This is a genomic window from Mesorhizobium sp. Mes31, from assembly GCF_024519675.1.
Taxonomy (GTDB): domain Bacteria; phylum Pseudomonadota; class Alphaproteobacteria; order Rhizobiales; family Rhizobiaceae; genus Mesorhizobium.
This window is the reverse complement of the sequence record NZ_JALJRL010000005.1, coordinates 1-23492: the sequence shown is the minus strand read 5'-3', so window position 1 is coordinate 23492 and position 23492 is coordinate 1. Positions and strand designations below refer to the sequence as shown.

The 23492-nt window shown below is 62.4% G+C and carries 26 protein-coding genes and 1 pseudogene; 11 read left to right on the top strand and 16 right to left on the bottom strand.

What is annotated here, in order from left to right; translation table 11 throughout:
* Positions 1 to 13: 13 nt before the first annotated feature.
* Positions 14 to 358: a RidA family protein gene (locus NR193_RS10100; RefSeq protein ID WP_256751018.1), complete on the bottom strand. Its 345-nt coding sequence runs from the start codon at positions 356 to 358 to the stop codon at positions 14 to 16.
* A gap of 227 nt (positions 359 to 585) precedes the next feature.
* Here NR193_RS10100 and aztA point away from each other — a divergent pair, with 227 nt between their 5' ends.
* The 6 genes from aztA (at position 586) to NR193_RS10070 (ending at position 4679) form a co-directional block, all read left to right on the top strand.
* Positions 586 to 1407 (top strand): zinc ABC transporter ATP-binding protein AztA, encoded by an 822-nt coding sequence (gene aztA, locus NR193_RS10095; RefSeq protein WP_256750718.1) that lies wholly within the window; start codon positions 586 to 588, stop codon positions 1405 to 1407.
* Positions 1407 to 2282, top strand: coding sequence for a zinc ABC transporter permease AztB (aztB, locus tag NR193_RS10090; RefSeq protein WP_256750717.1), 876 nt, complete (start codon positions 1407 to 1409; stop codon positions 2280 to 2282). The genes aztA and aztB overlap by 1 nt, the downstream gene beginning before the upstream one ends.
* A gap of 33 nt (positions 2283 to 2315) precedes the next feature.
* A complete protein-coding gene (gene aztC / locus NR193_RS10085) occupies positions 2316 to 3257 on the top strand; it encodes a zinc ABC transporter substrate-binding protein AztC (RefSeq protein WP_256750716.1) in 942 nt (313 codons plus the stop codon).
* 151 nt (positions 3258 to 3408) lie between these two features.
* The gene (locus NR193_RS10080) at positions 3409 to 3831 is read left to right on the top strand and encodes a YeeE/YedE family protein (protein ID WP_256750715.1); all 423 of its coding nucleotides are present in this window, start codon (positions 3409 to 3411) and stop codon (positions 3829 to 3831) included.
* A gap of 4 nt (positions 3832 to 3835) precedes the next feature.
* Complete coding sequence (locus NR193_RS10075; protein WP_256750714.1) at positions 3836 to 4273, top strand: DUF6691 family protein; 438 nt, start codon at positions 3836 to 3838, stop codon at positions 4271 to 4273.
* Between the two features lie 67 nt (positions 4274 to 4340).
* The gene (locus NR193_RS10070; RefSeq protein ID WP_256750713.1) at positions 4341 to 4679 is read left to right on the top strand and encodes a TIGR01244 family sulfur transferase; all 339 of its coding nucleotides are present in this window, start codon (positions 4341 to 4343) and stop codon (positions 4677 to 4679) included.
* A 13-nt stretch (positions 4680 to 4692) separates the two neighbouring features.
* Here the strand turns inward: NR193_RS10070 and NR193_RS10065 are convergent, their stop codons facing one another.
* Positions 4693 to 5160 carry an Lrp/AsnC family transcriptional regulator gene (locus NR193_RS10065; RefSeq protein WP_013896076.1) on the bottom strand — a complete coding sequence of 156 codons (468 nt, stop codon included), beginning with the start codon at positions 5158 to 5160 and terminating at the stop codon, positions 4693 to 4695.
* Positions 5161 to 5299: 139 nt separating this feature from the next.
* Between NR193_RS10065 and hppD the strand changes: the two genes are divergently transcribed.
* Positions 5300 to 6409, top strand: a complete 1110-nt coding sequence (hppD, locus tag NR193_RS10060) for a 4-hydroxyphenylpyruvate dioxygenase (RefSeq protein WP_256750712.1) — start codon at positions 5300 to 5302, stop codon at positions 6407 to 6409.
* A gap of 54 nt (positions 6410 to 6463) precedes the next feature.
* Here the strand turns inward: hppD and NR193_RS10055 are convergent, their stop codons facing one another.
* The 5 genes from NR193_RS10055 to hmgA all read right to left on the bottom strand — a co-directional run bounded on the left by NR193_RS10055 (position 6464) and on the right by hmgA (position 10602).
* Positions 6464 to 7006, bottom strand: coding sequence for a DinB family protein (locus NR193_RS10055; RefSeq protein ID WP_256750711.1), 543 nt, complete (start codon positions 7004 to 7006; stop codon positions 6464 to 6466).
* A gap of 4 nt (positions 7007 to 7010) precedes the next feature.
* Positions 7011 to 7304: a hypothetical protein gene (locus NR193_RS10050; protein ID WP_256750710.1), complete on the bottom strand. Its 294-nt coding sequence runs from the start codon at positions 7302 to 7304 to the stop codon at positions 7011 to 7013.
* A 15-nt stretch (positions 7305 to 7319) separates the two neighbouring features.
* Positions 7320 to 8333 (bottom strand): fumarylacetoacetate hydrolase family protein, encoded by a 1014-nt coding sequence (locus tag NR193_RS10045; RefSeq protein WP_256750709.1) that lies wholly within the window; start codon positions 8331 to 8333, stop codon positions 7320 to 7322.
* Positions 8334 to 8422: 89 nt separating this feature from the next.
* Complete coding sequence (locus NR193_RS10040; protein WP_256751017.1) at positions 8423 to 9277, bottom strand: MBL fold metallo-hydrolase; 855 nt, start codon at positions 9275 to 9277, stop codon at positions 8423 to 8425.
* Positions 9278 to 9288: 11 nt separating this feature from the next.
* Complete coding sequence (hmgA, locus tag NR193_RS10035; protein ID WP_256750708.1) at positions 9289 to 10602, bottom strand: homogentisate 1,2-dioxygenase; 1314 nt, start codon at positions 10600 to 10602, stop codon at positions 9289 to 9291.
* A 121-nt stretch (positions 10603 to 10723) separates the two neighbouring features.
* On the opposite strand from hmgA, the gene NR193_RS10030 reads away from it, so the two are divergent.
* Positions 10724 to 11161: a MarR family winged helix-turn-helix transcriptional regulator gene (locus tag NR193_RS10030; protein WP_256750707.1), complete on the top strand. Its 438-nt coding sequence runs from the start codon at positions 10724 to 10726 to the stop codon at positions 11159 to 11161.
* Between the two features lie 82 nt (positions 11162 to 11243).
* Here the strand turns inward: NR193_RS10030 and tdh are convergent, their stop codons facing one another.
* Both tdh and NR193_RS10020 read right to left on the bottom strand, forming a co-directional pair.
* Complete coding sequence (tdh, locus tag NR193_RS10025) at positions 11244 to 12278, bottom strand: L-threonine 3-dehydrogenase (protein ID WP_091577470.1); 1035 nt, start codon at positions 12276 to 12278, stop codon at positions 11244 to 11246.
* Positions 12279 to 12330: 52 nt separating this feature from the next.
* On the bottom strand, positions 12331 to 13518 hold the full coding sequence (locus NR193_RS10020) for a glycine C-acetyltransferase (RefSeq protein ID WP_091577468.1): 1188 nt from the start codon (positions 13516 to 13518) through the stop codon (positions 12331 to 12333).
* Positions 13519 to 13828: 310 nt separating this feature from the next.
* Between NR193_RS10020 and NR193_RS10015 the strand changes: the two genes are divergently transcribed.
* Positions 13829 to 15898, top strand: a complete 2070-nt coding sequence (locus tag NR193_RS10015) for a bifunctional diguanylate cyclase/phosphodiesterase (protein WP_256750706.1) — start codon at positions 13829 to 13831, stop codon at positions 15896 to 15898.
* A 73-nt stretch (positions 15899 to 15971) separates the two neighbouring features.
* Here the strand turns inward: NR193_RS10015 and NR193_RS10010 are convergent, their stop codons facing one another.
* A complete protein-coding gene (locus NR193_RS10010; protein WP_256750705.1) occupies positions 15972 to 16400 on the bottom strand; it encodes a MarR family winged helix-turn-helix transcriptional regulator in 429 nt (142 codons plus the stop codon).
* 114 nt (positions 16401 to 16514) lie between these two features.
* Here NR193_RS10010 and NR193_RS10005 point away from each other — a divergent pair, with 114 nt between their 5' ends.
* The gene (locus tag NR193_RS10005; RefSeq protein ID WP_256750704.1) at positions 16515 to 16922 is read left to right on the top strand and encodes a hypothetical protein; all 408 of its coding nucleotides are present in this window, start codon (positions 16515 to 16517) and stop codon (positions 16920 to 16922) included.
* A gap of 141 nt (positions 16923 to 17063) precedes the next feature.
* On the opposite strand, the gene NR193_RS10000 is transcribed toward NR193_RS10005, so the two are convergent.
* On the bottom strand, positions 17064 to 19109 hold the full coding sequence (locus tag NR193_RS10000) for an FAD-dependent oxidoreductase (RefSeq protein WP_256750703.1): 2046 nt from the start codon (positions 19107 to 19109) through the stop codon (positions 17064 to 17066).
* A 140-nt stretch (positions 19110 to 19249) separates the two neighbouring features.
* On the opposite strand from NR193_RS10000, the gene queF reads away from it, so the two are divergent.
* Positions 19250 to 19711 carry a preQ(1) synthase gene (gene queF, locus NR193_RS09995; protein ID WP_256750702.1) on the top strand — a complete coding sequence of 154 codons (462 nt, stop codon included), beginning with the start codon at positions 19250 to 19252 and terminating at the stop codon, positions 19709 to 19711.
* Positions 19712 to 19740: 29 nt separating this feature from the next.
* Here queF and NR193_RS09990 read toward each other — a convergent pair whose 3' ends face one another.
* From NR193_RS09990 to NR193_RS09970, 5 genes and pseudogenes are all read right to left on the bottom strand, one after another.
* Complete coding sequence (locus tag NR193_RS09990; RefSeq protein ID WP_091577458.1) at positions 19741 to 20925, bottom strand: mandelate racemase/muconate lactonizing enzyme family protein; 1185 nt, start codon at positions 20923 to 20925, stop codon at positions 19741 to 19743.
* A gap of 8 nt (positions 20926 to 20933) precedes the next feature.
* Positions 20934 to 21542, bottom strand: a complete 609-nt coding sequence (locus NR193_RS09985) for a hypothetical protein (protein WP_256750701.1) — start codon at positions 21540 to 21542, stop codon at positions 20934 to 20936.
* A 4-nt stretch (positions 21543 to 21546) separates the two neighbouring features.
* Complete coding sequence (locus NR193_RS09980) at positions 21547 to 22020, bottom strand: DUF3828 domain-containing protein (RefSeq protein ID WP_256750700.1); 474 nt, start codon at positions 22018 to 22020, stop codon at positions 21547 to 21549.
* Positions 22021 to 22196: 176 nt separating this feature from the next.
* Positions 22197 to 23306, bottom strand: a complete 1110-nt coding sequence (locus tag NR193_RS09975; protein WP_256750699.1) for a mandelate racemase/muconate lactonizing enzyme family protein — start codon at positions 23304 to 23306, stop codon at positions 22197 to 22199.
* A 99-nt stretch (positions 23307 to 23405) separates the two neighbouring features.
* Positions 23406 to 23492 (bottom strand): annotated as a pseudogene (locus NR193_RS09970) (cobalamin-binding protein); the annotation flags it as partial.

The following is a 23492-nucleotide window of genomic DNA, read 5'->3' as shown; positions in this document are numbered from 1 at the left end:
ATCGGGCCGCGGCTCAGATCGCTGCCGTGATGATGATTTCGACCAGATATTCCGGGCCGGCGAGCTTTGCTTCACCGGTGGCGCGGGCCGGGGTGTTGCCCTGGGGCACCCACTTGTCCCATTCCGAGTTCATCTCGGCAAAGGTGCTCATGTCGGCCAGCCAGATGATCGCCTGCAGAATCTTGGTCTTGTCCGAACCGGCCTTGGCCAGCAGTTCATCGACGGCCGACAGGATGTCCCTGGTCTGAGAAGCAACGTTCCCACCCGGCTGACCAACCTGACCGGCCAGATAGACGGTATCTGCGTGAATGACGATCTGGCTCATGCGCGGGCCAACATCGATGCGACGAATGCTCATGGGGCGTTCCTTCCTGTTATCGGGTGGCGCCTGTTTAGAGTTGCCGCCGGCTTCCGGCAAGGCCGCCCGGTCAAATCCGCTTGGGCCAACGGCGTATGACATCCGTACACGGCAAGTTGACCCGGCAGCCGCAATTCCGCCCGAGCGGCTTGTTGACTAATGTAATAACATCACATATCCAATCGACCGCTGGCAGCAGCCGGATTTTCGCCGCCCCATGGAACGACATGACCCAGACTTGCCTGACATTCCGCGACCTGACGCTTGGCTACGGCAGCCACCCGGCGATCCATCATCTCGACGGCACCATCCGCAAGGGCTCGCTGACAGCCGTGGTCGGCGCCAACGGCTCCGGCAAATCGACGCTGATGAAAGGCATTGTCGGCGTCTTGAAACCGATGGCCGGTGAGGTCATCCGCGCCCCCGGCGTGCGTGCCGCCTACCTGCCGCAGCAATCGGAACTCGACCGCTCCTTTCCCGCCCGCGTCGTCGATCTGGTCTCGCTTGGCCTGTGGCCAAGACGCGGCCTGCTCGGCCGCTACACCAAGGAAGATCGCGATGACGTCAGCCAGGCGCTGATGGCGGTCGGCCTCGGCGGCTTCGAAAAACGTCCGATCGACACGCTGTCGGGCGGCCAGTTGCAGCGCACGCTGTTTGCCCGCGTGCTGTTGCAAGATGCCGACCTCATCCTGCTCGACGAGCCGTTCAACGCCGTCGACGCCAAGACGGTCGGCGACCTCATCGCGCTGATCAAGCGCTGGCATGGCGAGGAACGCACCATCATGGTGGTGGTCCATGATCTGGACCTGGTGCGCCAGAATTTCCCCGAAACGCTGCTGCTGGCGCGCCAGCCGATCGCATGGGGCGAGACCAGGGAAACGCTGAAGCCGGAAAACCTCTTGCGCGCCCGCCGCTTCCACGAGGCCTGGGAAGAGAACGCGCCCTGGTGCGAGCCCGAGGGCCATGATCATGCCCATGATCACACTCATGGGCACACGCATGATCATAGCCATGACCACCATCACGGCGCCGGACCGAGGGCTGCCTGATGGACATGCTTTACGGTCTCTTCATCGCGCCGTTCGCCGACTTCGGCTTCATGCAGCGGGCACTTGTCGGCTCGCTGATGCTGTCGCTCGGGGCTTGCCCGGTCGGCGTTTTCCTGATGCTGCGGCGCATGAGCCTGTCGGGCGACGCCATGGCGCATGCGATCCTGCCGGGTGCGGCCGCCGGCTTCCTGCTCTATGGGCTGGAAATCCTGCCGATGACCATTGGCGGCCTGATCGCCGGCATCATCGTGGCGCTCGGCGCCGGTGCTGTCTCGCGTTTCACCATCCAGCGCGAGGATGCCTCGATGGCGGCCTTCTATCTGATTTCGCTCGCCATCGGCGTGCTGATGGTGTCGATCCGCGGCTCAAGCGTCGATCTCATGCACGTGCTGTTCGGCACCGTGCTGGCCCTCAACAATGAAGCGCTGACGCTGATCGGCGGCATCGTCGCGGTGACTTTGGTGAGCCTTGCCATCTTCTGGCGGGCGCTGGTCGCCGAATGCCTCGATCCGCTGTTCCTGCGTTCGGTGAGCCGCTTGGGGAGCCCAGTGCATTTCATCTTCCTCGGCCTCGTCGTGCTCAACCTCGTCGGCGGCTTCCAGGCGCTCGGTACCTTGCTGTCGGTCGGACTGATGATGCTGCCGGCAGCCGCCGCCCGCTTCTGGACCGTGCGCGTCGAGCCGATGTGCGTGCTGGCGGTGCTGATCGGCTTTGCTTCCTGCGTCGCCGGGCTGCTCTTGTCCTATCACGCGTCGCTGCCGTCCGGCCCGGCCATCATCCTGTCCGCCGGCGTCGTCTATTTCGCCTCGATCCTGTTCGGCACGCGCGGCATTTTGCGCGCGCGCGTCATCCATCACCGCCACAGAACGGCCTGATCCTCACCCCGCCCCCATAAAGGAGACCCGCTTATGCTGAAATCCATCCGTGCCGCCCTGGCGATGAGCGTTATAACATTAATTGCCTTCGGCACATCGTCGGCCTTCGCGGCACCGCTGAAAGTGGTCGCCAGCTTCACCGTCATCGCCGATTTCGCCAAAAATGTCGGCGGCGACCGCATCGATGTGACCACCATCGTCGGGCCGGATGGCGACGCCCATGTCTATGAACCGAGCCCGACCGACGCGGTGGCCATGGCCAAGGCCGACATCGTGCTGGTCAACGGCTTGCATTTCGAAGGATTTCTGCAGCGGCTGGTCGATGCCAGCGCCACCAAGGCCTCGATCGTCACCCTGACCAAGGGCGTGACGCCGATCGATTTCAAACCTGAATTCGCCGACGCTGACGCAGCCGAGGGCGCCGGTACCGGCGGTGGCAAGACGGTCACCGATCCGCACGCCTTCCAGTCGATCGCCAATGCCAGGATCTATGTGAACAACATCGCCGAAGCCTTCTGCGCGGCCGACTCCGAGGGCTGTGTCAGCTACCAGACCAATGCCGCCGCCTACATCAAGAAGCTCGATGCGCTGGAAGGCGAAGTAAAAGCGGCGATCCAGTCGATCCCCGAGGAGAAGCGCGTGGTCATCACCTCGCACGACGCCTTCGGCTATTTCGAACACGAATACGGCCTGATCTTCCTCGCCCCGCAAGGCATCTCGACCGACTCCGAACCGTCGGCCGCCGATGTCGCCAAGCTGGTTACCCAGGTGAAGCAGGACAAGGCCGCGGCGATCTTCGTCGAGAACATCACCAACCCGCGCCTGATCGAGCAGATCGCCAGCGAAACCGGGATCAAGGTGGGCGGCACGCTCTATTCGGATGCGTTGTCGCAACCCGATGGCCCGGCTTCGACCTATATCGACATGATGCACAACAATATCCGTCAGATCAAAGGCGCCATTCTCGGCAGCTGACGCGGGCCGCCTCGGAAAGGCGGAACCAATCTCCGCTTTTCCGTTTCCGGTCCGCGCAGCACGCGTTGGATTCTCCGCCGGAAAAGTCTATCTGCGCTATGGTATCGATCCGCGCAGGGACGCGGATCGACCGCGGGATCGAGAGCTTGCCATGACAGACTTCACGCCTTTCCAGTCGCTGCTTGGCGGCGCCCTCATCGGCCTGTCGGCGGTGCTTTTGATGGCGTTGCATGGCCGGATTGCCGGGATGACCGGCATCCTGACCGGCGTCATCCCGCCGCTCTCTCCTGAATGGCGTTGGCGGGCCGCCTTTCTCGGCGGCGCCGTGGTGGCGCCACTTCTCTATCAAGCCGTTGGCGGACACATCGCCTTCAGCGTGCCGGTGCCGACGCTGGCCCTTGTCGGTGGCGGCTTCCTGGTCGGCATCGGCGTGCACTTCGGCGGCGGCTGCCCGAGCGGCCACGGCATTTGCGGCATGGCGCGGCTGTCGCCACCCTCCATCATTGCCGTCGCGACCTTCATGATCACTGCCTTCGCCACCGTGTTCCTCGTTCGCCACGTGATCGGAGGCTGAGCCCATGAACAGGCTCGTCTCAGCCTTCCTGATCGGCGGCGTCTTCGGCCTCGGCATTACCGTTTCCGGAATGATCAACCCAGCCAAGGTGCTGAACTTCTTCGATATTGCCGGCACGTGGGATCCGAGCCTGATCTTCGTCATGGGCGGCGGCCTCGCCATCGCCTTTGCCGGTTACCGCCTGGTGTTCCGCCGCCGCAAGGCGCCTGTGTTCGAAACCGCCTTCGCGCTGCCAACGAAGCGCGCAATCGACGTGGAGCTGGTCGGCGGCGCCGCCGTGTTCGGCATCGGCTGGGGCATTGCCGGCTTCTGTCCCGGCGGTGCCATTCCTGCGCTTGGTCTCGGCTATTCCGCGACACCGATCTTCGTCGCGGCGGTGATCGCCGGCATTATCGTTGCGCGTTTTGCCCGGGCGCGCCTCGCCCAGCCGGCTGCGACATAGGATTCAGTTGCCGGCCACGTCAGGGAGTGGCAAGACTCCCGCCAAATCAGATCGCGAGGACATCGTCATGGAATATCGTGAGATCAGCGAGGACTATTCGGTCTCGGGCCAGATCCAGCCCGAAGACGTCGCCGCCATCAAGGAGGCCGGCTTCAAGAGCGTCATCTGCAACCGGCCGGATGACGAGCAGCCAGGCCAGCCTTCGGCCGATACCGTCAAGGCGGCGGTGGAAGCCGCCGGTCTCGCCTTCCGCTACGTCCCCGTGATCAGCGGCCAGATCACGGCCGAGAATGTCGAGGATCAGGCCGAGGCGCTCGATGAACTCGACGGCCCGGTCTTCGCTTACTGCCGTTCCGGCGCGCGCTGCACCAACCTCTACGGGCTGATCCAGCAGGCGAAGGGTTAAATCGGCGCAAGGTTCAGATCGGCAAGGCGCCGGTTTCCTTCAGCGTTTCGAGCACGATCGCGGTCTTCACATGCTGCACGGATTCGTGTGGAAGCAGCACGCCGTTGACGAATTCCGAGAGTGACTTCAGGTCGGGCGTCACCACTTTCAGGATGTAATCCATCTCGCCGGTCAGCGCGTGCGCCTCCTGCACCTCCGGCAGCCGCGCTACCAATTCGCCGAAACGCCGTGCGTTGTCGCGGTTGTGGGTGGCCAATGTCACCGAGATGACGTTGACCAACGAGAAGCCGAGCTTGTCGCGGTCGAGCACAGCGCGATAGCCCTTGATATAGCCGTCTTCCTCCAGCCGCTGACGGCGGCGCGAGCATTGCGACGCCGACAGGTTCACCCGCTCCGATAGATCGTTGTTGGTCAGCCGCGCGTCGCCCTGCAACAGAGCCATTATCTTGCGATCAAACTGATCAATGCGCGCCTCATCCATGGTTTTTCCTCACATCATGCACACTTCGCGCATGAGATGATCATTTCAAGCGTTTGAATGCAAGCACCATGCAGCCCGTCCGCGTTATCATTCGGATTAAATGGCCGTTTCAGGCCAAGCCAGCTTCCGGAGGAACATCATGGGTCCTTTCCCGCACGACGCCCCGCCCGCCAAGATCAGCAAGGACAACCCGGCCGGCACCGATGGCTTCGAATTCGTCGAATTCGCGCATCCTGAGCCGGAGAAATTGGCCGAGCTGTTCACCCGCATGGGCTATGTGGCGGTGGCGAAGCACCGCACGAAGAACATCACCGTCTGGCGCCAGGGCGACATCAACTATGTCGTCAATGCCGAGCCCGGCTCACATGCGATGAAGTTTGTCGACAAACACGGGCCATGTGCTGCCTCGATGGCCTGGCGGGTGGTCGATGCCAAGCATGCCTTCGATCACGCCGTTGCCAAGGGTGCCACGCCCTACGAAGGCAGCGACAAGGCGCTGGATGTGCCGGCAATCGTCGGCATCGGCGGCTCGCTGCTCTATTTCATCGAGACTTATGGCAAGAAGGGCTCGGCCTATGACGCCGAGTTCGAATGGCTGGGTGCGCGCGACCCGTGGCCGCAAGGCGTCGGCTTCTACTATCTCGACCACCTCACGCACAATGTCTATCGCGGCCAGATGGACAAATGGTGGGATTTCTACCGCAATCTGTTCGGCTTCAAGCAGATCCATTTTTTCGACATCGACGGCAAGATCACCGGACTGGTCAGCCGCGCCATCACCTCGCCCTGCGGCAAGATCCGCATTCCGCTCAACGAATCCAAGGACGAGACCAGCCAGATCGCCGAGTATCTGAAGAAGTACAATGGCGAAGGCATCCAGCACATAGCCGTTGGCACCGACGAGATCTACGAGGCCACCGACAAGCTAGCCGCCAACGGGCTGAAGTTCATGCCCGGCCCGCCGGAAACCTACTACGACATGTCCTATGCCAGGGTGAACGGCCATGACGAGCCGATAGAGCGGATGAAGAAGCACGGCATCCTGATCGACGGCGAAGGCGTGGTCGACGGCGGCATGACCAAGATTCTGCTGCAGATCTTTTCCAAGACCGTGATCGGCCCGATCTTCTTCGAGTTCATCCAGCGCAAGGGCGACGAAGGCTTTGGCGAAGGCAACTTCCGAGCGCTGTTCGAGTCGATCGAGCAGGACCAGATCAAGCGCGGCGTGATCAAGGTCCAGGCGGCGTAACAGATTTCAGGTCGACGGATTGCGCATGCTTCCTGGTTGGGATCATGCGCAAAATCAGATTTCGAGCCCCAGCCGCTCGACCTCTTTCGCTCTCAGCTTCACATCGTAGTCGAGCAGGAACTCGTCGAGCTGCGGCGGCTTGACCGACGTGCCGGACAGCATCGCGTGCACCTGGCCGCGATGATGGATGTCGTGCAGGAAGACATGCGCGAGGATGTCGCCGATGCGCTCGGGGATCATGCCGTCCTCGCGCCGGTCGGTGACGACGCGGCGGTCGAGATCGGTCTCCGACAGGCGATCGCAGAAGGCGATCAGCCGCCGGTCGGCCGCAAGCTGGGCAGCATAGAGTTCCTGCGGCGCGTCGAAGAGCACGAAATCATCGTAGATGGAAGCGCCGACACCGCCCTCTTCCAGGAAATCGAGATAAAGAAGATCGACCGCAAGGACGTGGTTGAGCGTTGCCTTGATCGACGGGAAAAAGCTGGTGCGTTCGGCTTCGAACTCACCCGGTTTGAGCGCCAATGCAGCACGATAGAGCCGATCGTTCGACCAGAGATTGTTGCCGGCCATGCGGCGCAGATGGTCAAGCAGGTTCATCATTTCACCCCGTCGAGCGAGCCAAATACAAACCCGCCCATAACAGTCCAAATCCAGCGAGATCGATCAGCAGCAGCCCATTCATCCGCCGCCGCATGGCTTGCGTTTCCCCGTCCCGAGCAACGTTCATATTGGTGATGGTGTGAAACAACATCGCCTTGCGGGGAAAGCCGCCTCGGTTGGTCAGGTCCGGCGAGCGTGCCTCGATGCGATAGCTCAGCCGGATCGCAAGGATGAAGACGACCAGTATGGCGATCGCCCAGAAGCCGCACAGAAGATAGAATGCCTCGCCCTTCATTCCATTACTCCGCCCCTACCCCTCGTATTTCTCGACCTTCTGCTCGATGGCGCCGAAGATCGAGTGCCCGGCCTTGTCCTTCATCTCGATGCGCACCGTGTCGCCGAAGCGCAGGAATGGCGTTTTCGGTTCGCCGCTCTCTATGGTCTCGATCATGCGCAGTTCGGCGATGCAGGAATAGCCGGCGCCGCCCGCCGACACTGGCTTGCCCGGCCCGCCGTCGAGCTTGTTGGACACAGTGCCAGAGCCAATGATGGTGCCGGCGGTCAATGGTCTTGTCCCGGCGGCGTGAACGATCAATGCCGGAAAATCGAAGGTCATGTCGATACCGGCATTGGCCCGGCCGAAAGGCTTGCCGTTGAGGTCGGCGAGCAGCGGCAGGCTCACCTTGCCGCCATCCCAGGCGTCACCCAGTTCGTCCGGCGTCACCGCGACCGGAGAGAAGGCCGAGGACGGCTTTGATTGAAAGAAGCCGAATCCCTTGGCCAGTTCCGGCCCGGTGAGCGCGCGCAGCGTCACGTCATTGACCAGCATGACCAGCCGGATCGCGGCGCGCGCTTCATCGAGGCTTGCGCCCATCGGCACATCATCGACAACAACGGCCACTTCCGCCTCCATGTCGATGCCGAAGGCTTCGTCGGCCATGCGGATCGGGTCGCGCGGCGGAACGAAACCATCGGAACCGCCCTGGTAGATCAGCGGATCGGTCCAGAAACTTGCCGGCATCTCGGCGCCGCGTGCCTTCCGCACCAGTTCGACATGGTTCACATAGGCCGAGCCATCGGCCCATTGATAGGCGCGCGGCAGCGGCGAATGGGCGTCATGTTCGTGAAAGCGGGCTGACGGCACCGCATTGGTTTCCAGCGATTCCGCCAGTGTCGCGAGGTGCGGCGCGATGCGGCGCCAGTCGTCGAGCGCCGCCTGCAGCGTGCGCGCCAAGAACGAGGCATCGGTGTACTGCGTCAGGTCGCGCGAGACGACGACGAGTTTTCCGTCGCGCGTCCCGTCCTTCAAGGTGGCAAGCTTCATGCGGTTCCCTCTCCTGACGCGGCTTTGGCGCCGCTTTGGATTTTTGCTTTACGCATGATCTTTCCGAAACCGGCCCCCACTTTGAGGGATCATGCGAGCTCCACAACAAGGCCGTCGCGGGCGATCGTCAAGTCGCCGGCCCATGTTTTCCTGACAGCGGCAATCCAGTCGGCCTCGCCGATCTCGGCATCGTCGGCCGGGATGAGGTGGTTGAGCACCAGCCTCCTCACCCCAGCTTCACTGGCGATGCGTCCAGCCTCCTCGGCAAAGCTGTGGCTGGCGAGCAGGTGTTCTTTCAGCCGCGCGCCGTTGCCGGTTCTGGCCACCAGCCGCTCGATGCCTTCCGCCAGCATGGCTTCATGGACCAGGATGTCCGCACCTTCAGCAAAATCGGCGAGTGGTGGAAAGAAGGCTGTATCGGCGGAAAACACCGCGCTTTTCCCGCCATGCTCAAAGCGCAGCGCAAAACAGTCGGTCACCGGCGGATGGTCGACGCGCAGCGCCGAAACCTTCAGGCCGCGCTGCTCGACCACCTGGCCTTCGGCGAATTCGACGATCGAAACCAACTCGCGGATGTCCGGCCGGCCCTCATCGACAATGCGGATTTCGATGTCGAATTCCATCGCCTGACAAAAGCGCTGCCAATAGTGGCCTGTGCCCGGCGGGCCGAACACGCGGACTGGCGTGGCCAGACCCGCCGTCCAGGCGGTGTGAAGCAAAGGCCCCAGTTCCAGCACATGATCGGAATGCAAGTGGGTGATGAAGATCAGATCGAGCGCCTTCAGGCTGATGCCGGTGTCGACGAGACCGCGCGTCACGCCAAGCCCGCAGTCGACGACGATTTCGCGGCCGCCGATCCGCAGCAGCGAGGAACTCGGCCATGGTCCGCCGGGCCGCAGCGCCGGACCGCCCTTGGAGCCCAGCAGCACCAGCCGGTCCGGCATTGGCTCACCGCTCAAGACCAGTCGCCCTCGGGCGTACCGTTGAAGCGCTTCTTCAGGTCTGCCCAGCAGTCGATGTAATTGTCCTGCCGGGTTTCGAGTTCGGCGCCGTAGCGGGTCAGCATCTGCGGGAATCGGGTCTCGAACATGAAAGCCATGGTGTTGTCGAGCTTGACCGGTTTCAGGTCCGCGCGCGAGGCCTTTTCAAAGCCAGGCGCATCGGGCCCATGGGCCAGCATCAGATTGTGCAGGCTGATGCCGCCGGGAACGAAACCTTCTTCCTTGGCATCGTACTGGCCATGGATCAGGCCCATGAACTCGCTCATGATGTTGCGGTGATACCAGGGCGGCCGGAACGTATCTTCGGCCACCAACCAACGCGGCGGAAAGATGACGAAGTCGATGTTGGCGGTACCCTCCTCGCCGCTCGGCGCGGTCAGCACCGTGAAGATCGACGGATCGGGATGGTCGAAAAGCAGGGCGCCGACCGGCGAAAAGGTCGCCAGATCATATTTGTAGGGTGCGTAGTTGCCGTGCCAGGCAACGACATCGAGCGGTGAGTGGCCGATCTCGGTGATATGGAAATTGCCGCACCATTTCACCGTCAGCCGGCACGGTGTTTCCTTCTCCTCGAACCAGGCGCAAGGCGTCTTGAAATCGCGCGGATTGGCCAGGCAATTGGCGCCGATCGGGCCTCGATCGGGCAGCGTCAGCTTGGCGCCATAGTTCTCGCAGACATAGCCGCGCACTTCGGCGTCGATCAGTTCCACCTTGAAGACGAGGCCACGCGGCAGCACGGCGATCTCGCCTGGCCTCAGTTCAATGACACCCATCTCGGTGACAAAGCGCAAGGCGCCGAGCTGCGGCACGACCAGCAATTCGCCGTCGGCGTTGAAGAAATGGTCATCGACCATCGAGCGGTTGGCGACATAGACATGCGCTGCCATGCCGGTCTGCCCCAACACGTCGCCGGCGGTGGTTATGCTGCGCATGCCGGCGATGAAGTCCGTCGGCTCCTTCGGCATCGGCACCGGATTCCAGCGATACTGGCCGAGCGCCAGCTCATGATCGCCGACATTGGGGGCGCTCTTCCACAGCGGATAGCTCGCGGCCTTGAAGCGGCCGGTGTGCTTCACGCTCGGCCGGATACGATAGAGCCAGGAGCGCTCATTGGTGCCGCGTGGCGCAGTGAAGGGCGAGCCTGAAAGCTGCTCGGCGTAAAGACCATAGGCCGGCCGCTGCGGCGAGTTTCGCCCCTGCGGCAGCGAGCCGGGCAGCGTCTCGGTTTCGAAGTCATTGCCGAAGCCCGGCATGTAGGAAAAGGCCATCGCTTCCTCCCTTGCGCATCCAGGAAGACGCGGCGCGTCCTGATGGATTGACCAAACTGGTTTCATTTGTAACCATTGAAAATGTAACTATCAATCTTCCGACCTGCCGGGATTCGAACCGATGGACGTCCTCGAACTGGAAAACTTCCTGCCCTATCGGCTCTATCGCCTCGCCGATGCGGTTAGCCGGGAATTCTCGACGATCTACAGGGACCGCCATGGCCTGACCCGGCCCGAATGGCGCACGCTTTCCGGATTGGGACAGCGCGGAAGCATAACCGCGACAGCACTCGGCGAGCAGTCGGCCATGCACAAGACCAAGGTGTCACGCGCCGTGGCCGAGCTTGAACGGCGGCGCTGGCTCACCCGAACCGCTGACGAAAACGATCGCCGCGTCGAACATCTGACACTGACCAAGGCCGGGCTTGCCGCTTATCGCGAAATGGTGCCGCTGGCGAAGGCCTTCGAGCGGGAATTGCTTGCAAAGCTGAGCGCCAGCGAGCGCGCAGCGATCAGCGATGGATTGGCTGCGCTGGAGGGCGCGCTGGGCAAAGGCTAAGCCGGCAACAGAAATGGCATGTTGGCGCGACGGATCGCTGCCGAAGAGTTCTCGCCGGCCCTGCATTCTTCGACCAATTGCCTCACCAATCCATCACTACCTTGCCCGAACTGCCGCTGCGCATTGCATCGAAGCCGATCTGGAAATCGTCGATGCCGATGCGGTGGGTGATCAGGCCGGTCACGTCGAGCGGGCCCTGCACCAGCGCGATCATCTTGTACCAGGTCTCGAACATCTCGCGGCCGTAGATCCCCTTGAGATGCAGCATCTTGAAGATGACCTTGTTCCAGTCGATCTCGAAGCCCGTCGGGGCAATGCCAAGGATGGCGATCTTGCCGCCATTGTTCATGGTGTCGATCATGTCGCGGAAGGCGGGTGCGGCGCCCGACATTTCGAGACCGACGTCGAAACCCTCGGTCATGCCGAGAGCCGGCATCACATCGCGCAGTCTTTCCTTGGAGGCATCGACGACATGCTGGACGCCGAGTTTCTTCGCCAGCGCCAGCCGCACCGGGTTGATGTCGGTGATCACCACCTTTCGCGCACCCACGCATTGGGCGACGAGCGCGCCCATGATGCCTATCGGCCCGGCGCCGGTGACCAGCACATCCTCGCCGACCAGATCGAAGGACAATGCGGTGTGAACCGCATTGCCCAGGGGATCGAAGATCGCGGCGATCTCGTCCGGCACGTCGTCGGGGATCGGCACCACATTGTGCTGCGGGATCGCCAGATACTCGCCGAAAGCGCCCGGCCGGTTGACACCGACGCCGAGCGTGTTGCGGCACAGATGCCCCCTGCCCGCGCGGCAGTTGCGGCAGTGGCCGCAGACGATATGACCTTCGCCCGACACACGCTGGCCGACCTTGTACTCAGTGACCGCGGCGCCGAAATCGGCGACCGTGCCAACGAATTCATGGCCGGTGACCATCGGTACCGGCACCGTCTTCTGCGCCCACTGGTCCCAATTGTAGATGTGGACGTCGGTGCCGCAGATCGCGGTCTTCCTGATCTTGATCAGCACATCATTGGGGCCGATCTCCGGTACGGGCACCTGTTCCATCCAGATGCCCGGTTCGGCCTTGGCCTTCACCAGCGCCTTCATCATGTTCGACATTTCATTGTCCCTTGAATCTCTTGATCCGGAATCGCTTTTCGATTTCGGGCTTTCAGGAAATCACCCCGAGTTCCCGCCCGACGGCGGCAAACGCCTCCACCGCGCGGTCGATGTCGGCAGTGGAATGCGCGGCCGACATCTGGGTGCGGATGCGCGCCTGCCCCTTCGGCACCACCGGGAAGGAAAAGCCGATGACATAGATGCCGCGCTTCAGCATGCGCGCCGCCATCTCCTGCGCCAGGCTCGCATCGCCCAGCATCACCGGGATGATCGGATGGTCGGCGCCGGCCAGTGTGAAGCCGAGCTTGCCCATCTGCGACCTGAACCGCGCCGCGTTGGCATAGAGGCGCTCGCGCAGGGCATCGCCATTGCGGACCAGCTCGAACACCTTGATCGAGGCGCCGGCGATCGCCGGCATCAGCGTGTTGGAGAAGAGATAAGGCCGCGAGCGCTGGCGCAGCCAGTCAACCACTTGGCTCTTGCCCGAGGTGTAACCACCAGATGCGCCGCCGAGCGCCTTGCCGAGCGTGCCGGTGATGATGTCGACCCTGCCCTCGACGCCGCAATGCTCGGCCGAGCCACGACCGTTCTTGCCAACGAAGCCGACCGCATGGCTGTCATCGACCATCACCATGGCGTCGTATTTGTCAGCGAGATCGCAGACCCCCTTCAGATTGGCGATGATACCATCCATCGAAAACACGCCATCCGTGGCGATCAACCGGAAGCGGCAATCCCTGGCCTCCTTCAATCGCGCCTCGAGATCTGCCATGTCGTTGTTGGCATAGCGGAAGCGTTTGGCCTTCGACAGCCGCACGCCGTCGATGATCGAGGCGTGGTTCAGCGCGTCGGAAATGATCGCGTCGTCCTCCCCCAGCAACGTCTCGAACAGCCCGCCGTTGGCGTCGAAACAGGAGCCGTAGAGGATGGTGTCTTCGAGGCCGAGGAAGGATGAAATCGTCGCCTCGAGCTGTTTGTGCTCCTCCTGCGTGCCGCAGATGAAGCGCACCGACGCCATCCCATAGCCATAGCGGTCGAGCGCCTGCTTGGCGGCGTCGCGCAAATCGGCGCTGTCGGCAAGGCCGAGATAATTGTTGGCGCAGAAGTTCAGCACCTTCTGCCCGCCGACCTCGATCTGTGCCGACTGGGTCGATGTGATTACCCGCTCGGATTTGTAGAGGCCGGCCGATTTGAGCCCCGCAAGCTCGCTGTCTATGTGGGAGAGAAATGCTGCGGTCATGGTCGGGCCTCGTTTGATGTGGGCAGACTGTCGTCCCGCCCGCATGAAAAATCCATCGCAAAAACGACCGGATCGGTGGCTGGGCAGCATCAACCCCGAACGTCAGATGATCACGCAAGCCACGTATCGACAGTGGCGGCGGTCGATGATTGCTCAAATGCAGGCGCGTCGTGAAAGGACCCGATAACCATTTCGCGATCTTTCGCCGTCCCGCGCCGGCCTGCCGGCTGTCCATTTCCGGACCTGTTAACATTTGCGGGCCAATGGTCCCCACAGCAGGAATCCGTTGGCGAGAGGGCCGCCCCCGAAAATGTCGCAGCAGCCAGTGCATAGCGTTTCGCGCAAGCTCATACTGCTGATCAAGAGCGGCTACTGGCTGGCGCTGCTGATCATTGCCGCCATGGTGATGGCCTCCTTCATCCTGCTGCAGCAGATGATGGCCGCCCAGCAACGCAATGAGACGTTGCAAAATATCGTCAGCACGCAAAAGGCGCTGTCGCAGCGCATCGTCTTCCTTGCCGGCGCAACGGGCGCCGCATCGCCAGACAAGCAGCCGGCGCTGGTTGCCGCGCTCAAGCAAGCTACCGCCGAATTCGAGACGAATTACGATCTCCTGCTCGACCAGACGGGCGCCGATCCGATGTCGCAGGCACGGTTCGATCCCAAGTCGATCGAAAATGTGCTTTTCACCAAGCCGTTCCACCTCGATTACTTCTCGGTCGGGCTGATCGCCAATGGCAAACGCTTGATCTCATCGTTCGAATCGAAGCTGGCAAACAACGGCGAGGGCTACAAGGGCGGCGCCGAGCGCGTCAATCTCGACGCCTCCGTCGCCAACGCTACGCTGTCGGGCTATGCGGCACTTGGCCAACGCATCAGCGCCTATGCCGATGCGCGCTCGGAACAACTGCTCGACCTCCACCGCACCCTGTTCTTCGCCACCATCGGCGTCATCGTACTGGTTGCGCTGTTCATCTTCCGGCCAATGTCCAAGGCCATCCTGCGCAAGACGCATGAGCTTGTCGACGCGCGCAACTCGATGGCCTTCATTGCCGTGCATGACGGGCTGACCGGGCTGCACAACCGCACCTTCCTCACGGATCATTTCGACACGCTGATCAAGGGCGCGCATCGCCGGCGCGAGCGGCTGGCGGTGATCCAGCTCGACCTCGACCGCTTCAAGCAGATCAACGACACGCTGGGCCATGCCGCCGGCGACTATGTGCTGGTCGTCACGGCACAGCGCATGCGCGATTCCTGCCGGGCGTCGGACCTCTGCGCGCGCCTTGGAGGCGACGAATTCGTGATGATCCTGAACGGCGCTGGCGGCACCGAAGACATCAACATGCTGGCCAGGCGCATCCTGGCGCAGATCAACGAGCCGATCATCTTCCAGGGCACGACCATTCTTCCAGGCGCCAGCGCCGGTATCGCCGTCTACCCGATCGACGCCGACAATGCGCAGGATCTGCTGGTTCATGCCGATCTGGCGCTCTATTCCGCCAAAAAGATGGGTGGCGGCAACTTCTCGTTCTTCTCCGAGGAACTGCGCCGCGAACTGGACTATCGCAAGCAGCTCGAGCACGACATCAAGGTTGCCATCTCCGAGCGGGCATTCCAGGCCTATTTCCAGCCGCAGGTTTCGCTGACAGATGGAACAATCAGCGGCATCGAGGCGCTGGTGCGCTGGAACCATGCGGAGCGCGGCATGATCGCACCGGGCGAGTTCATTCCGGTCGCTGAGAAATGCGGCTTCATGCCGGAGATAGGCCGTATCGTCATCAGCAAGGCGATCAACGAAGCCGCCGAATGGAACCGCGCCGGCATTGCCTTCGGGCGGCTTGCCGTCAATGTTTCGGGCACCGAGCTGCGCGAGCACGATTTCGATGCATTTCTGTTCGAAACGTTGGAAAAGGCCGGGCTGCCGCCACAGAAACTGTCGCTGGAGATCGTCGAATCCGTCATTCTCGACGACGAGAAGACAGGCATCGCGGCAAAGCTGCGCCACATCAGGGCCGCTGGCGTCCATCTGGAACTCGATGATTTCGGCACCGGCTATGCCTCGCTCAGCCATGTCAACCCGAACGAGATCGACCGGCTGAAGATCGATCGCCGCTTCGTCCAGAACATCCATGAGAATGGCGACAACTCGAAGATCGTGCGCGCCATCACCGAACTTGCGCGCGGCCTCGGCATCTCGATCGTTGCCGAGGGCGCCGAAACGGAGGCCGAACTCGATTCGCTGATGGCGATCGGCTGCGACCAGGTGCAGGGCTATTCCATCGCCTTCCCGATGCCGCAGGACAAGGCGCTGGAATGGCTGACGGCCCGCATGCCGAAGAAGGCCAAGCTGACAGTGCTGCAAGGAAGCCTGGCGTAGGCACTGCCTAGGCGGGTCGTGCTAGAACGGATTCGTGCAGCGCGCTTCGTGCATGTCGTTGTCCCAATTCGGCCTATCCTTCGACATTGGCCCGCAACGCCGCCAGCACCTGCGCAAACTCGGCCAGCCTGTCGTCGGACAATCCCGTACGCAATCGCTTATCAAAGACAAGCGCGGCCTTGCGCAATGTCTCGAACATCGCTTCGCCGGCCGCAGTCAATTCGACCAGATGAACCCGGCGGTTGACAGGGTCGCGGCGACGCGTCAGCAGGCCCTGCGCCTCCATCGCGTTGAGATGGTGGGTCAGCGTCGCCCCCTGGATGCCGATCATGCCGGCAAGCTCGCGCTGATTGGCAAGCGTGCTCGACTTGACCGACAGCAGAGTGAGCCACACCGGCAGCGTACCGCCAGCCTCGACCAGGGCAGCGTCAAAAGCCTGGGCAACCAGCTTGGCGGTGCGGCCGAGATTCATGCCGACTGGCGGGCGTTCAAAGGGCGTCATCGCCAGACACTAGACGGTGTTCCGGGCGGATGGAACTGGCTCCGGTTATACATTGACATCTAATCATTTGACATCTAACTATTTGCATGTTGCGGGCGAAAGAGGAATCCGGTCATGCAATATGTCTACATCGTCGTCATCGCCCTTCATGTCATGGCAGGCGTATTCTGGGCAGGCACTACGATCACGCTGGCGCGCGATCCCGATATCCGGGCCGAGCGCTTCATCCAGCCGCAAATGGGTGCGGCCGGCATGGTCTTCCTGACCGGAGCGCTGCTCTGGTATTTCTTCCACGGCGGCTATTTCGGTTCGACGGAAATGGTGCTGGCGCTTGGCATTCTGGCCGCTTTCGTCGCCGCCGGCGTCCTCGGCGCGATGGTCCGAGCGCCCAGCAGGCGACTTGCCGGCGCGAATGCGGAAACCGAAACGCAACTGCGCGCCAGAATGGCCATTGGCGAACGCGTTGCCGCATGGCTGCTGGTCGTCACGGTGCTGTGCATGGCCATCGCCAGGATGTTCTGAGGCGCACCACGTGACACAAGCCCACAGAATCGTACGTCGTCTGGCAACGAGCCAATGACGTGCGGGCGCGCGGTCAGGCCAACGTACACGGGCTCTCGTACGCAAGTTGGACCGCGCGCCACAAATTCTCGCGACGAGGGATCAGATCCGCAAGCCGAACCTGATGCCGTCATAGATGGCGGCATGGATGTTGCGCGAGGCGACCGCGTCGCCGATCCTGAACAGCATGAAGCCGCCTTGCGGGTTGCGCGCCGGAAAAATGTCGCCGCCGCTCACCAGACGCTCGTAGTCGACCGCGCCGCCATTCTTCGACAGCGGCTTCAGCGCCAGATAGAGCTCGTCGAGCGGCGCCGTGCCGTGCTCGACCACCACCTGGTCGACCCGCCGCTCGCCGCGCCAGCCGTCGGCGAAATCCGAAGCCAGTTCGGCGATCAGCTGATTGCCCTCGCGCCGCACCGAGCGCAGCCGCGTGTTGATGGTTATGATGACGCCCTTTTCCTGGAAGGCGCGCATGTAGGGCACGTGGTTCATGCCGCCCATTTCGGGAGCGAAGAAGCGCTCCGGCGAAATGAGTTCGAGCTTCGAGCCGGCATTGGCGATCAATTCGGCCGCGCCCATGCCCTGATGGCCGCCATTGTCGTCATAAAGCAGCACGTTTTCGGCCGGTTTGACGCTGCCCGCCATGATGTCCCAGCTCGAGGTGACAAGGTTGTCGCCAGCCGTCAATGGCGGGTTCTGCGGCAGGCCACCGGTGGCGACCACCACCACGTGTGGCGCCAGCGCCAGAACATCGTCCTTCTCCGCCCAGGTATCATAGCGGATCTCGACGCCGAGCCTGTCGAGCTCGGCCAGCCGCCAGTCGATGATGCCGATCAATTCCTTGCGGCGCGGGTTCTGCGTCGCCAACCTGACCTGCCCGCCCGCCTGTGACGATGCTTCCAGGATCGTGACGTGATGGCCTCTCTCGGCTGCGACACGCGCCGCCTCCAGCCCGCCGGCGCCGGCGCCGACGACGATGACCTTTCTTCTCTGCCCCTCGGTCTTGACGATGATGTGCGGAATATCGGCCTCGCGGCCAGTCGCCGCATTGTGGATGCACAGCGCCTCGCCGCCCTCATAGATACGGTCGAGACAATAGGTGGCGCCGACACAAGGGCGGATCTCGTGCTCGCGGCCTTCCATGACTTTGCGGATGATGTGCGGATCGGCGATGTGGGCGCGGGTCATGCCGACCATGTCGAGTTTGCCGGTGGCGATGGCATGGCGCGCGGTGGCGACATCGGAAATCCGTGCCGCATGGAAGGTCGGGAACTTTGTCGCCGCCCTCACCTCGCCGGCGAAATCGAGATGTGGCGAAGAGCGCATGCCGGCCACCGGGATGACCTTGGTCAGCGCTGCGTCGCTCTCGATCGAGCCGCGGATGATGTTGAGGAAATCGACCTTGCCGGAGTTGGCCAGCCGCCTGGCGATCTCGACGCCCTCTTCCTTCGACAGGCCCTTCTCGAAATCCTCGTCGGCGACCATGCGGATGCCGACGACGAATTTATCACCGACAGCCGCCCGCACGGCATCGAGCACCATGTTGGTGAAACGCAGGCGGTTGTCGAGCGAGCCGCCGAACTCATCGTCGCGATGATTGGTTGCCGGCGACCAGAAGCCATCGATCAGATGGCCGTAGGCTTCGAACTCGATGCCGTCGAGGCCGGCCGCCTGGCAGCGCTGGGCAGCCGAAGCATAGTCGGCGACAATGCGCTCGATGTCCCAGTCCTCGATGGTCTTGGGGAAAGCGCGATGCGCCGGCTCGCGCACCGGCGAAGCCGAGAGCACCGGCAGCCAGTCCGCCTTGTTCCAGCCGGTGCGGCGGCCGAGATGGGTGATCTGGATCATCACCTTGCAGTCATGTTCATGACAGGCCTCCGTGAGCTCGGTGAGCCACGGCACGATCCCGTCGTCATAGACATGCAGATTGCCGAAGGCAGCCGGACTGTCGCGCGAGACGATCGCCGAGCCGGCGGTCATGGTCAGCGCCATGCCGCCCTTGGCCTTTTCGGCATGGTAGAGGCGGTAGCGCTCCTTCGGCATGCCGTCTTCAGAATAGGCCGGCTCGTGGCTGGTCGACATCACCCGGTTCTTCAGCGTCAGATGCTTGAGCTGGTAGGGCTGGAGAAGCGGATCGTTTGAGGTCATCGTCTTCCTGCTGTTTCAAATTGTGCTGGAGCAGCATGCGCTGCTCCATTTCCTATTTAAGCATCGGATTTATCCGAAAACCGCTGCACACTTTCCGGTCCGATGTTAATGAGCCGCAAAACCAAACAAGGCCACCGCCCATGACCATCACCAAAGACCTTACCCAGCTCGGCGCGCACGTCGAGACGCCACAGAGCCCGGAAGCAGCGGTCCTGGAAACCGTACCGTTCTCGCGTGGAGACGGTCCACCCGCGATCGTGCGCTTCACCTGCCCGGAATTCACTTCGCTGTGCCCGGTCACCGGCCAGCCGGATTTCGCCCATATCGTCATTGACTACGCACCCGATGCGGCTCTGGTGGAATCGAAGTCGCTGAAACTGTTCATGACCTCGTTTCGCAATCACGGCGCCTTCCATGAAGAGTGTACCGTCATGATCGGCCGCCGGATCGTGGCTGAAACCAAGCCGCTTTGGCTGCGCATCGGCGGCTACTGGTTTCCGCGCGGCGGCATTCCGATCGATGTGTTCTGGCAGACCGGCGCGCCGCCCGAAGGCGCGTGGCTGCCGGACACCGGCGTCGCGCCCTATCGCGGGCGCGGTTGAGTGGCGGTTTCTGCGAGCGACATTCTGCATCAGTTGAGCGGCAGCCGGCGGTAGCGGCCAGGATTGTTCGGATCGCTGAAATGCCCCATCGGCCCGTGCTCGGCGAAGTGACCGGCCCAGCGTTTCATCGCAGCCGGATCGAGTTCGACGCCCAGTCCATGGCCTTCCGGCACGCGCACCATGTTGTCGGTCTGCCGGAACGGACCATCCTTGATGACGTCGCCGACCTGCCAGGCAAACAGCGATTGCGACGCTTCCGTGATCCAGGGCGTTGCCGCCACGACATGCAGGTAGGCCGAAGTCATGATGCCGAGATCGTTCGAATAACACCAGAACCCCTTGCCCATCGCCTCGCAAGCGGCGACGAATTTCAGCGTTCTCGACAAGCCACCAAGCGCTGCGAAATTGCACACGAAGTAGTCCGGGGCGCCGAGCGCGACGGCGCGCCTGAGGTCCGGAATGTGGGTTGAGAACGGGATGCGCGAATGCTGGCGCAGCGCCGCCATCTCCTCGAAGGTGGCGACCGGATCCTCATAATTACGAATGTTGAACGGCTCGATCTCGCGCAGCACCCAGCGCGCCGTGGTCAGCGACCATTGCATGTTGGAATCGAGCTTGATCTGCGCCTTTTCGCCGAGCGCCTCGCGCAGCATGCGCACCGTCCTGATTTCCAGTTGCGGATCGCCCATGATCAGCTTGCCCTCGAAAATGGTCGAGCCGTGCTCCTCGCGCATCCTCAGGCAATAATCGACGATCGCTTCCGGGGTCATCTCGCCGCCTGCCCCATCCTGCTCGGGGCGAAAGGCGAAATATTCCGAAAACGGAATATCCTTGCGCACCGCGCCGCCAAGCAGCTTGTGGAGCGGCATGCCGAAGACCTTGCCCCTGATGTCCCACAGGGCCAGTTCCACGGAGCCGAAAGCGACGGAGGCAGCGTTTTCCCCCGTGTTGGCGGTGATCTGCCAAGGCGGTACGCAGCGTGCCTCGCAGTCGGCTATGTCGAGCGGATCGGCGCCGATCAGCGCCGGCGCGATCTCGGCCTTTATCACCTCGCCGAAATGCCACCATGGCGCCTCGCCCAGCCCGACCACGCCCTGGTCGGTCTCAACCTCGATGATCGATTTCGAAGCGCCGCCATACAGACCAGCCGTCCACCAGAACGGCGCGTCGAGAGGCACATTGACATGGGTGACGCGAATGTTGGTGATTTTCATTTCGCTGCCTATTCGCACTGATATTGGCTGAGCGCCCATTCGCCGGTCACCGACAGCAGGTCCGATATCTTCCATTCGCCGTCGATCTTCTTGAATTTCCACTCAAGGCGGTGCGGGTTGCCGGCGACGACGAAGGCGACGATGACCTTGGCCTGGTCACCATTGATCGCCTCGAGCGTCTTCAGGCTCTTGTCGATTTCGGCCTTGTCGTAGTCCGCATTGTCCAGCGCCATGTTGGGGTCGAGACACTCGCCCTGCCCGGATTTGCGCAAGGCATCGCTCTTGTCGAGAACGGTTTTCGCCGGATCGACGAAATGACCGCGCTGCGCCGGATCGATCTCCAGGCCGACCTGATCGTAAAATGGCCGCACCACCGCCGTCGGCGATCCTGGCTGGATGGGTGCGGGCGGCTCGCTGGGCGGCCATGCAACCGGCGGTGTTGCCGGTTCCACCGCACCGCCGGGTGCATTTGCGGGCGGCGCCCCGCTATCGCCCGGCGCGGTGTCGGCGGGGGCGTTTGCAGGCGGCGCGCCAAACAGCCCCTGGGCGGCGGCACTGCTCAAACCCACCGCCAGCAGGCACATGGCCGACAGTGCCAGGACCGGGCGACGGGCCATCGTATCACTCCTGGCCGGCCACGCATTCCAGCGCGCTGAGCTTCCAGTCGCTGGTCTTCGAGGCGATGTCCGATATCTTCCACTTGCCGTCGATCTTCTTGAGCGACCAGACCATCTCACGTTTGGAGTCATCGCCTTCCGAGAAAAGGCTGAAGGACGCTGTAACCTCGGCGTTGTCACCATCTCGCTTCTCGGACAATTTCAGGGTTTTCGAGATAGATTTCTGATCGAAATCCTGTGCGTCGAGACCCGGATCGAAATCGATGCAGGCGACCTCGTCCGGGTGCTTTTTCGTTGCCTGGTCGTTCAGGTCGAACAGTTTCGTCGCCGGCTCGGTGAACCGATCCCGGTATTGTTCGTCGGCCTCGAACTTGACGGCCGGCACATAGAAGAACTTCACGGCGTCGGAGGCCGGTCCGGCGAAGGCGGCCGCCGGCAAGGCTGTCGAAAGGACGGCAACGAGCACTGTCAGTCTCATGCAGAATCTCCGGCTTTTGATGGCTTGAGGCTATCAATACCACGCATCCTGCATATCGGCTTTTTTGCGGCTCATGAAGTCCCGGGGCGCCAGTCTCGGATACCCCGCCAGATGTTCTGGAGGTTCGCAATTGCCGATACTGGCCAGATACAATCGCCGCAAACGTCACAGGATCCTCAGCCTCCGAAAATCGCGACCGGCGCCTTGAGTCGGGAGCGCTCAGGTTTGACACCAAGCCCAGGCATCTGGGGGACGCGTATATGCCCGTTTTCGATGACGATGGGATTTACGGGATCGGTATGCCCTTCGATGTATTCCTGCGCGATCCAGGCGCCCTCAAAGCGGCTCGGCTCGACGGTAGCGGCCATGTGCACGCATGCCGCGGCGATGACGTCCCCACCCCAGGCATCGTCGCAGCTGTGCGGAAGCGATCGTATCGCACACAGGTCGCGGACCGTAACCATCCTGGTGAGCCCGCCAAGGCGTGTGACCTTCAATCCGAATCCGTCCGCGATACCTGAAGAAACTGCCCGCAGGACCGCATTCAAATCCTCGGTGTTCTCGTCGAGGTAGATCGGATGGGTGACGCGTCCCTTGAGGCTCGCGACTTCCTCCATGGTGTTGCAAGGCTGTTCGAATACGAACGGGATTGCCTGGCAAAGCCGGTCGATGTGGAGCGCCGCCGCGGCGGTGAGGCCACGATTGGCATCGACGGCTATCCGGGCCTTGAAGCCAACCGCTTCCCATACCTTGTGCACGGTGGCGACGTCTTGTTCGAGATCCCGTCCGCCTATCTTGATCTGGAGCCGTGGGTATCCGGCCTTGACCTTGTCGACGGCAACACGCGCGGTCTCGTCCGGTGCACCGACAATGGTCGAGTAGTAAGAGGGCACACGATCGGTGAGCGCACCGCCCAGAAGTGTTGAAACCGGAACGCCCAGCCGCTGGCCAGTGAGATCGAGGAGAGCTATGTCCAAGGCAGCCTTGGCGTAATTGTGACCGTTCAACCGCTCGTCCATTCTTCTCGCGAGGCGCCGCATGGACACAGTGTCCTCACCAACGAGCCCAGGCGCTATTTCAGCAATTGCCGCTCTCGCGCCCAGAGCATGTTGGGGCTGATAAACAGGGCCGACCGGGCAAGTCTCACCCCAGCCTGACAGCCCGTCCTCGGTGGTCACTTCGACGAGCGTGCTGTCCAGATCCTGCACTGTATCGCTAGCCATCCGGTAGGCACCGCCTTTGACAGGCAGAAGCATTTGATAGACTTTGATCGACTCGATACGCATACGGACCTCAGCCCCCTTCGAGCCAAGCGATTCTGGCCATCTTGCCATCCCCGTGCATGACGGTGCTCTCGGTCACAAACCTGGATCGAACTGCTGTGCTCAAGTCCGCACGTTGTGCTTGCGCTTCATGAAGTCCTTGGCGGTCTCGACCGCCACCGCGGCGTCGCGGCAATAGGCATCGGCGCC

Bases quoted from the DNA above. Each gene is read 5' to 3' on its own strand.
- NR193_RS10005 (WP_256750704.1), top strand. From the start codon at position 16,515: ATGCAATATGTCTACATCGTCGTCATCGCCCTTCATGTCATGGCAGGC.
- NR193_RS10000 (WP_256750703.1), bottom strand. From the start codon at position 19,109: ATGACCTCAAACGATCCGCTTCTCCAGCCCTACCAGCTCAAGCATCTG.
- NR193_RS10045 (WP_256750709.1), bottom strand. From the start codon at position 8,333: ATGAAGCTTGCCACCTTGAAGGACGGGACGCGCGACGGAAAACTCGTC.
- NR193_RS10015 (WP_256750706.1), top strand. From the start codon at position 13,829: ATGTCGCAGCAGCCAGTGCATAGCGTTTCGCGCAAGCTCATACTGCTG.
- NR193_RS10040 (WP_256751017.1), bottom strand. From the start codon at position 9,277: ATGCCGGACCGGCTGGTGCTGCTGGGCTCCAAGGGCGGTCCGGCGCTG.
- NR193_RS10010 (WP_256750705.1), bottom strand. From the start codon at position 16,400: ATGACGCCCTTTGAACGCCCGCCAGTCGGCATGAATCTCGGCCGCACC.
- hppD (WP_256750712.1), top strand. From the start codon at position 5,300: ATGGGTCCTTTCCCGCACGACGCCCCGCCCGCCAAGATCAGCAAGGAC.
- NR193_RS09975 (WP_256750699.1), bottom strand. From the start codon at position 23,306: ATGCGTATCGAGTCGATCAAAGTCTATCAAATGCTTCTGCCTGTCAAA.
- NR193_RS10030 (WP_256750707.1), top strand. From the start codon at position 10,724: ATGGACGTCCTCGAACTGGAAAACTTCCTGCCCTATCGGCTCTATCGC.
- NR193_RS10070 (WP_256750713.1), top strand. From the start codon at position 4,341: ATGGAATATCGTGAGATCAGCGAGGACTATTCGGTCTCGGGCCAGATC.
- queF (WP_256750702.1), top strand. From the start codon at position 19,250: ATGACCATCACCAAAGACCTTACCCAGCTCGGCGCGCACGTCGAGACG.
- NR193_RS10050 (WP_256750710.1), bottom strand. From the start codon at position 7,304: ATGAAGGGCGAGGCATTCTATCTTCTGTGCGGCTTCTGGGCGATCGCC.
- hmgA (WP_256750708.1), bottom strand. From the start codon at position 10,602: ATGGCCTTTTCCTACATGCCGGGCTTCGGCAATGACTTCGAAACCGAG.
- NR193_RS10020 (WP_091577468.1), bottom strand. From the start codon at position 13,518: ATGACCGCAGCATTTCTCTCCCACATAGACAGCGAGCTTGCGGGGCTC.
- NR193_RS10075 (WP_256750714.1), top strand. From the start codon at position 3,836: ATGAACAGGCTCGTCTCAGCCTTCCTGATCGGCGGCGTCTTCGGCCTC.
- NR193_RS10065 (WP_013896076.1), bottom strand. From the start codon at position 5,160: ATGGATGAGGCGCGCATTGATCAGTTTGATCGCAAGATAATGGCTCTG.
- NR193_RS09990 (WP_091577458.1), bottom strand. From the start codon at position 20,925: ATGAAAATCACCAACATTCGCGTCACCCATGTCAATGTGCCTCTCGAC.
- NR193_RS10080 (WP_256750715.1), top strand. From the start codon at position 3,409: ATGACAGACTTCACGCCTTTCCAGTCGCTGCTTGGCGGCGCCCTCATC.
- aztC (WP_256750716.1), top strand. From the start codon at position 2,316: ATGCTGAAATCCATCCGTGCCGCCCTGGCGATGAGCGTTATAACATTA.
- NR193_RS09985 (WP_256750701.1), bottom strand. From the start codon at position 21,542: ATGGCCCGTCGCCCGGTCCTGGCACTGTCGGCCATGTGCCTGCTGGCG.
- NR193_RS10055 (WP_256750711.1), bottom strand. From the start codon at position 7,006: ATGAACCTGCTTGACCATCTGCGCCGCATGGCCGGCAACAATCTCTGG.
- aztB (WP_256750717.1), top strand. From the start codon at position 1,407: ATGGACATGCTTTACGGTCTCTTCATCGCGCCGTTCGCCGACTTCGGC.
- NR193_RS10100 (WP_256751018.1), bottom strand. From the start codon at position 358: ATGAGCATTCGTCGCATCGATGTTGGCCCGCGCATGAGCCAGATCGTC.
- NR193_RS09980 (WP_256750700.1), bottom strand. From the start codon at position 22,020: ATGAGACTGACAGTGCTCGTTGCCGTCCTTTCGACAGCCTTGCCGGCG.
- tdh (WP_091577470.1), bottom strand. From the start codon at position 12,278: ATGTCGAACATGATGAAGGCGCTGGTGAAGGCCAAGGCCGAACCGGGC.
- aztA (WP_256750718.1), top strand. From the start codon at position 586: ATGACCCAGACTTGCCTGACATTCCGCGACCTGACGCTTGGCTACGGC.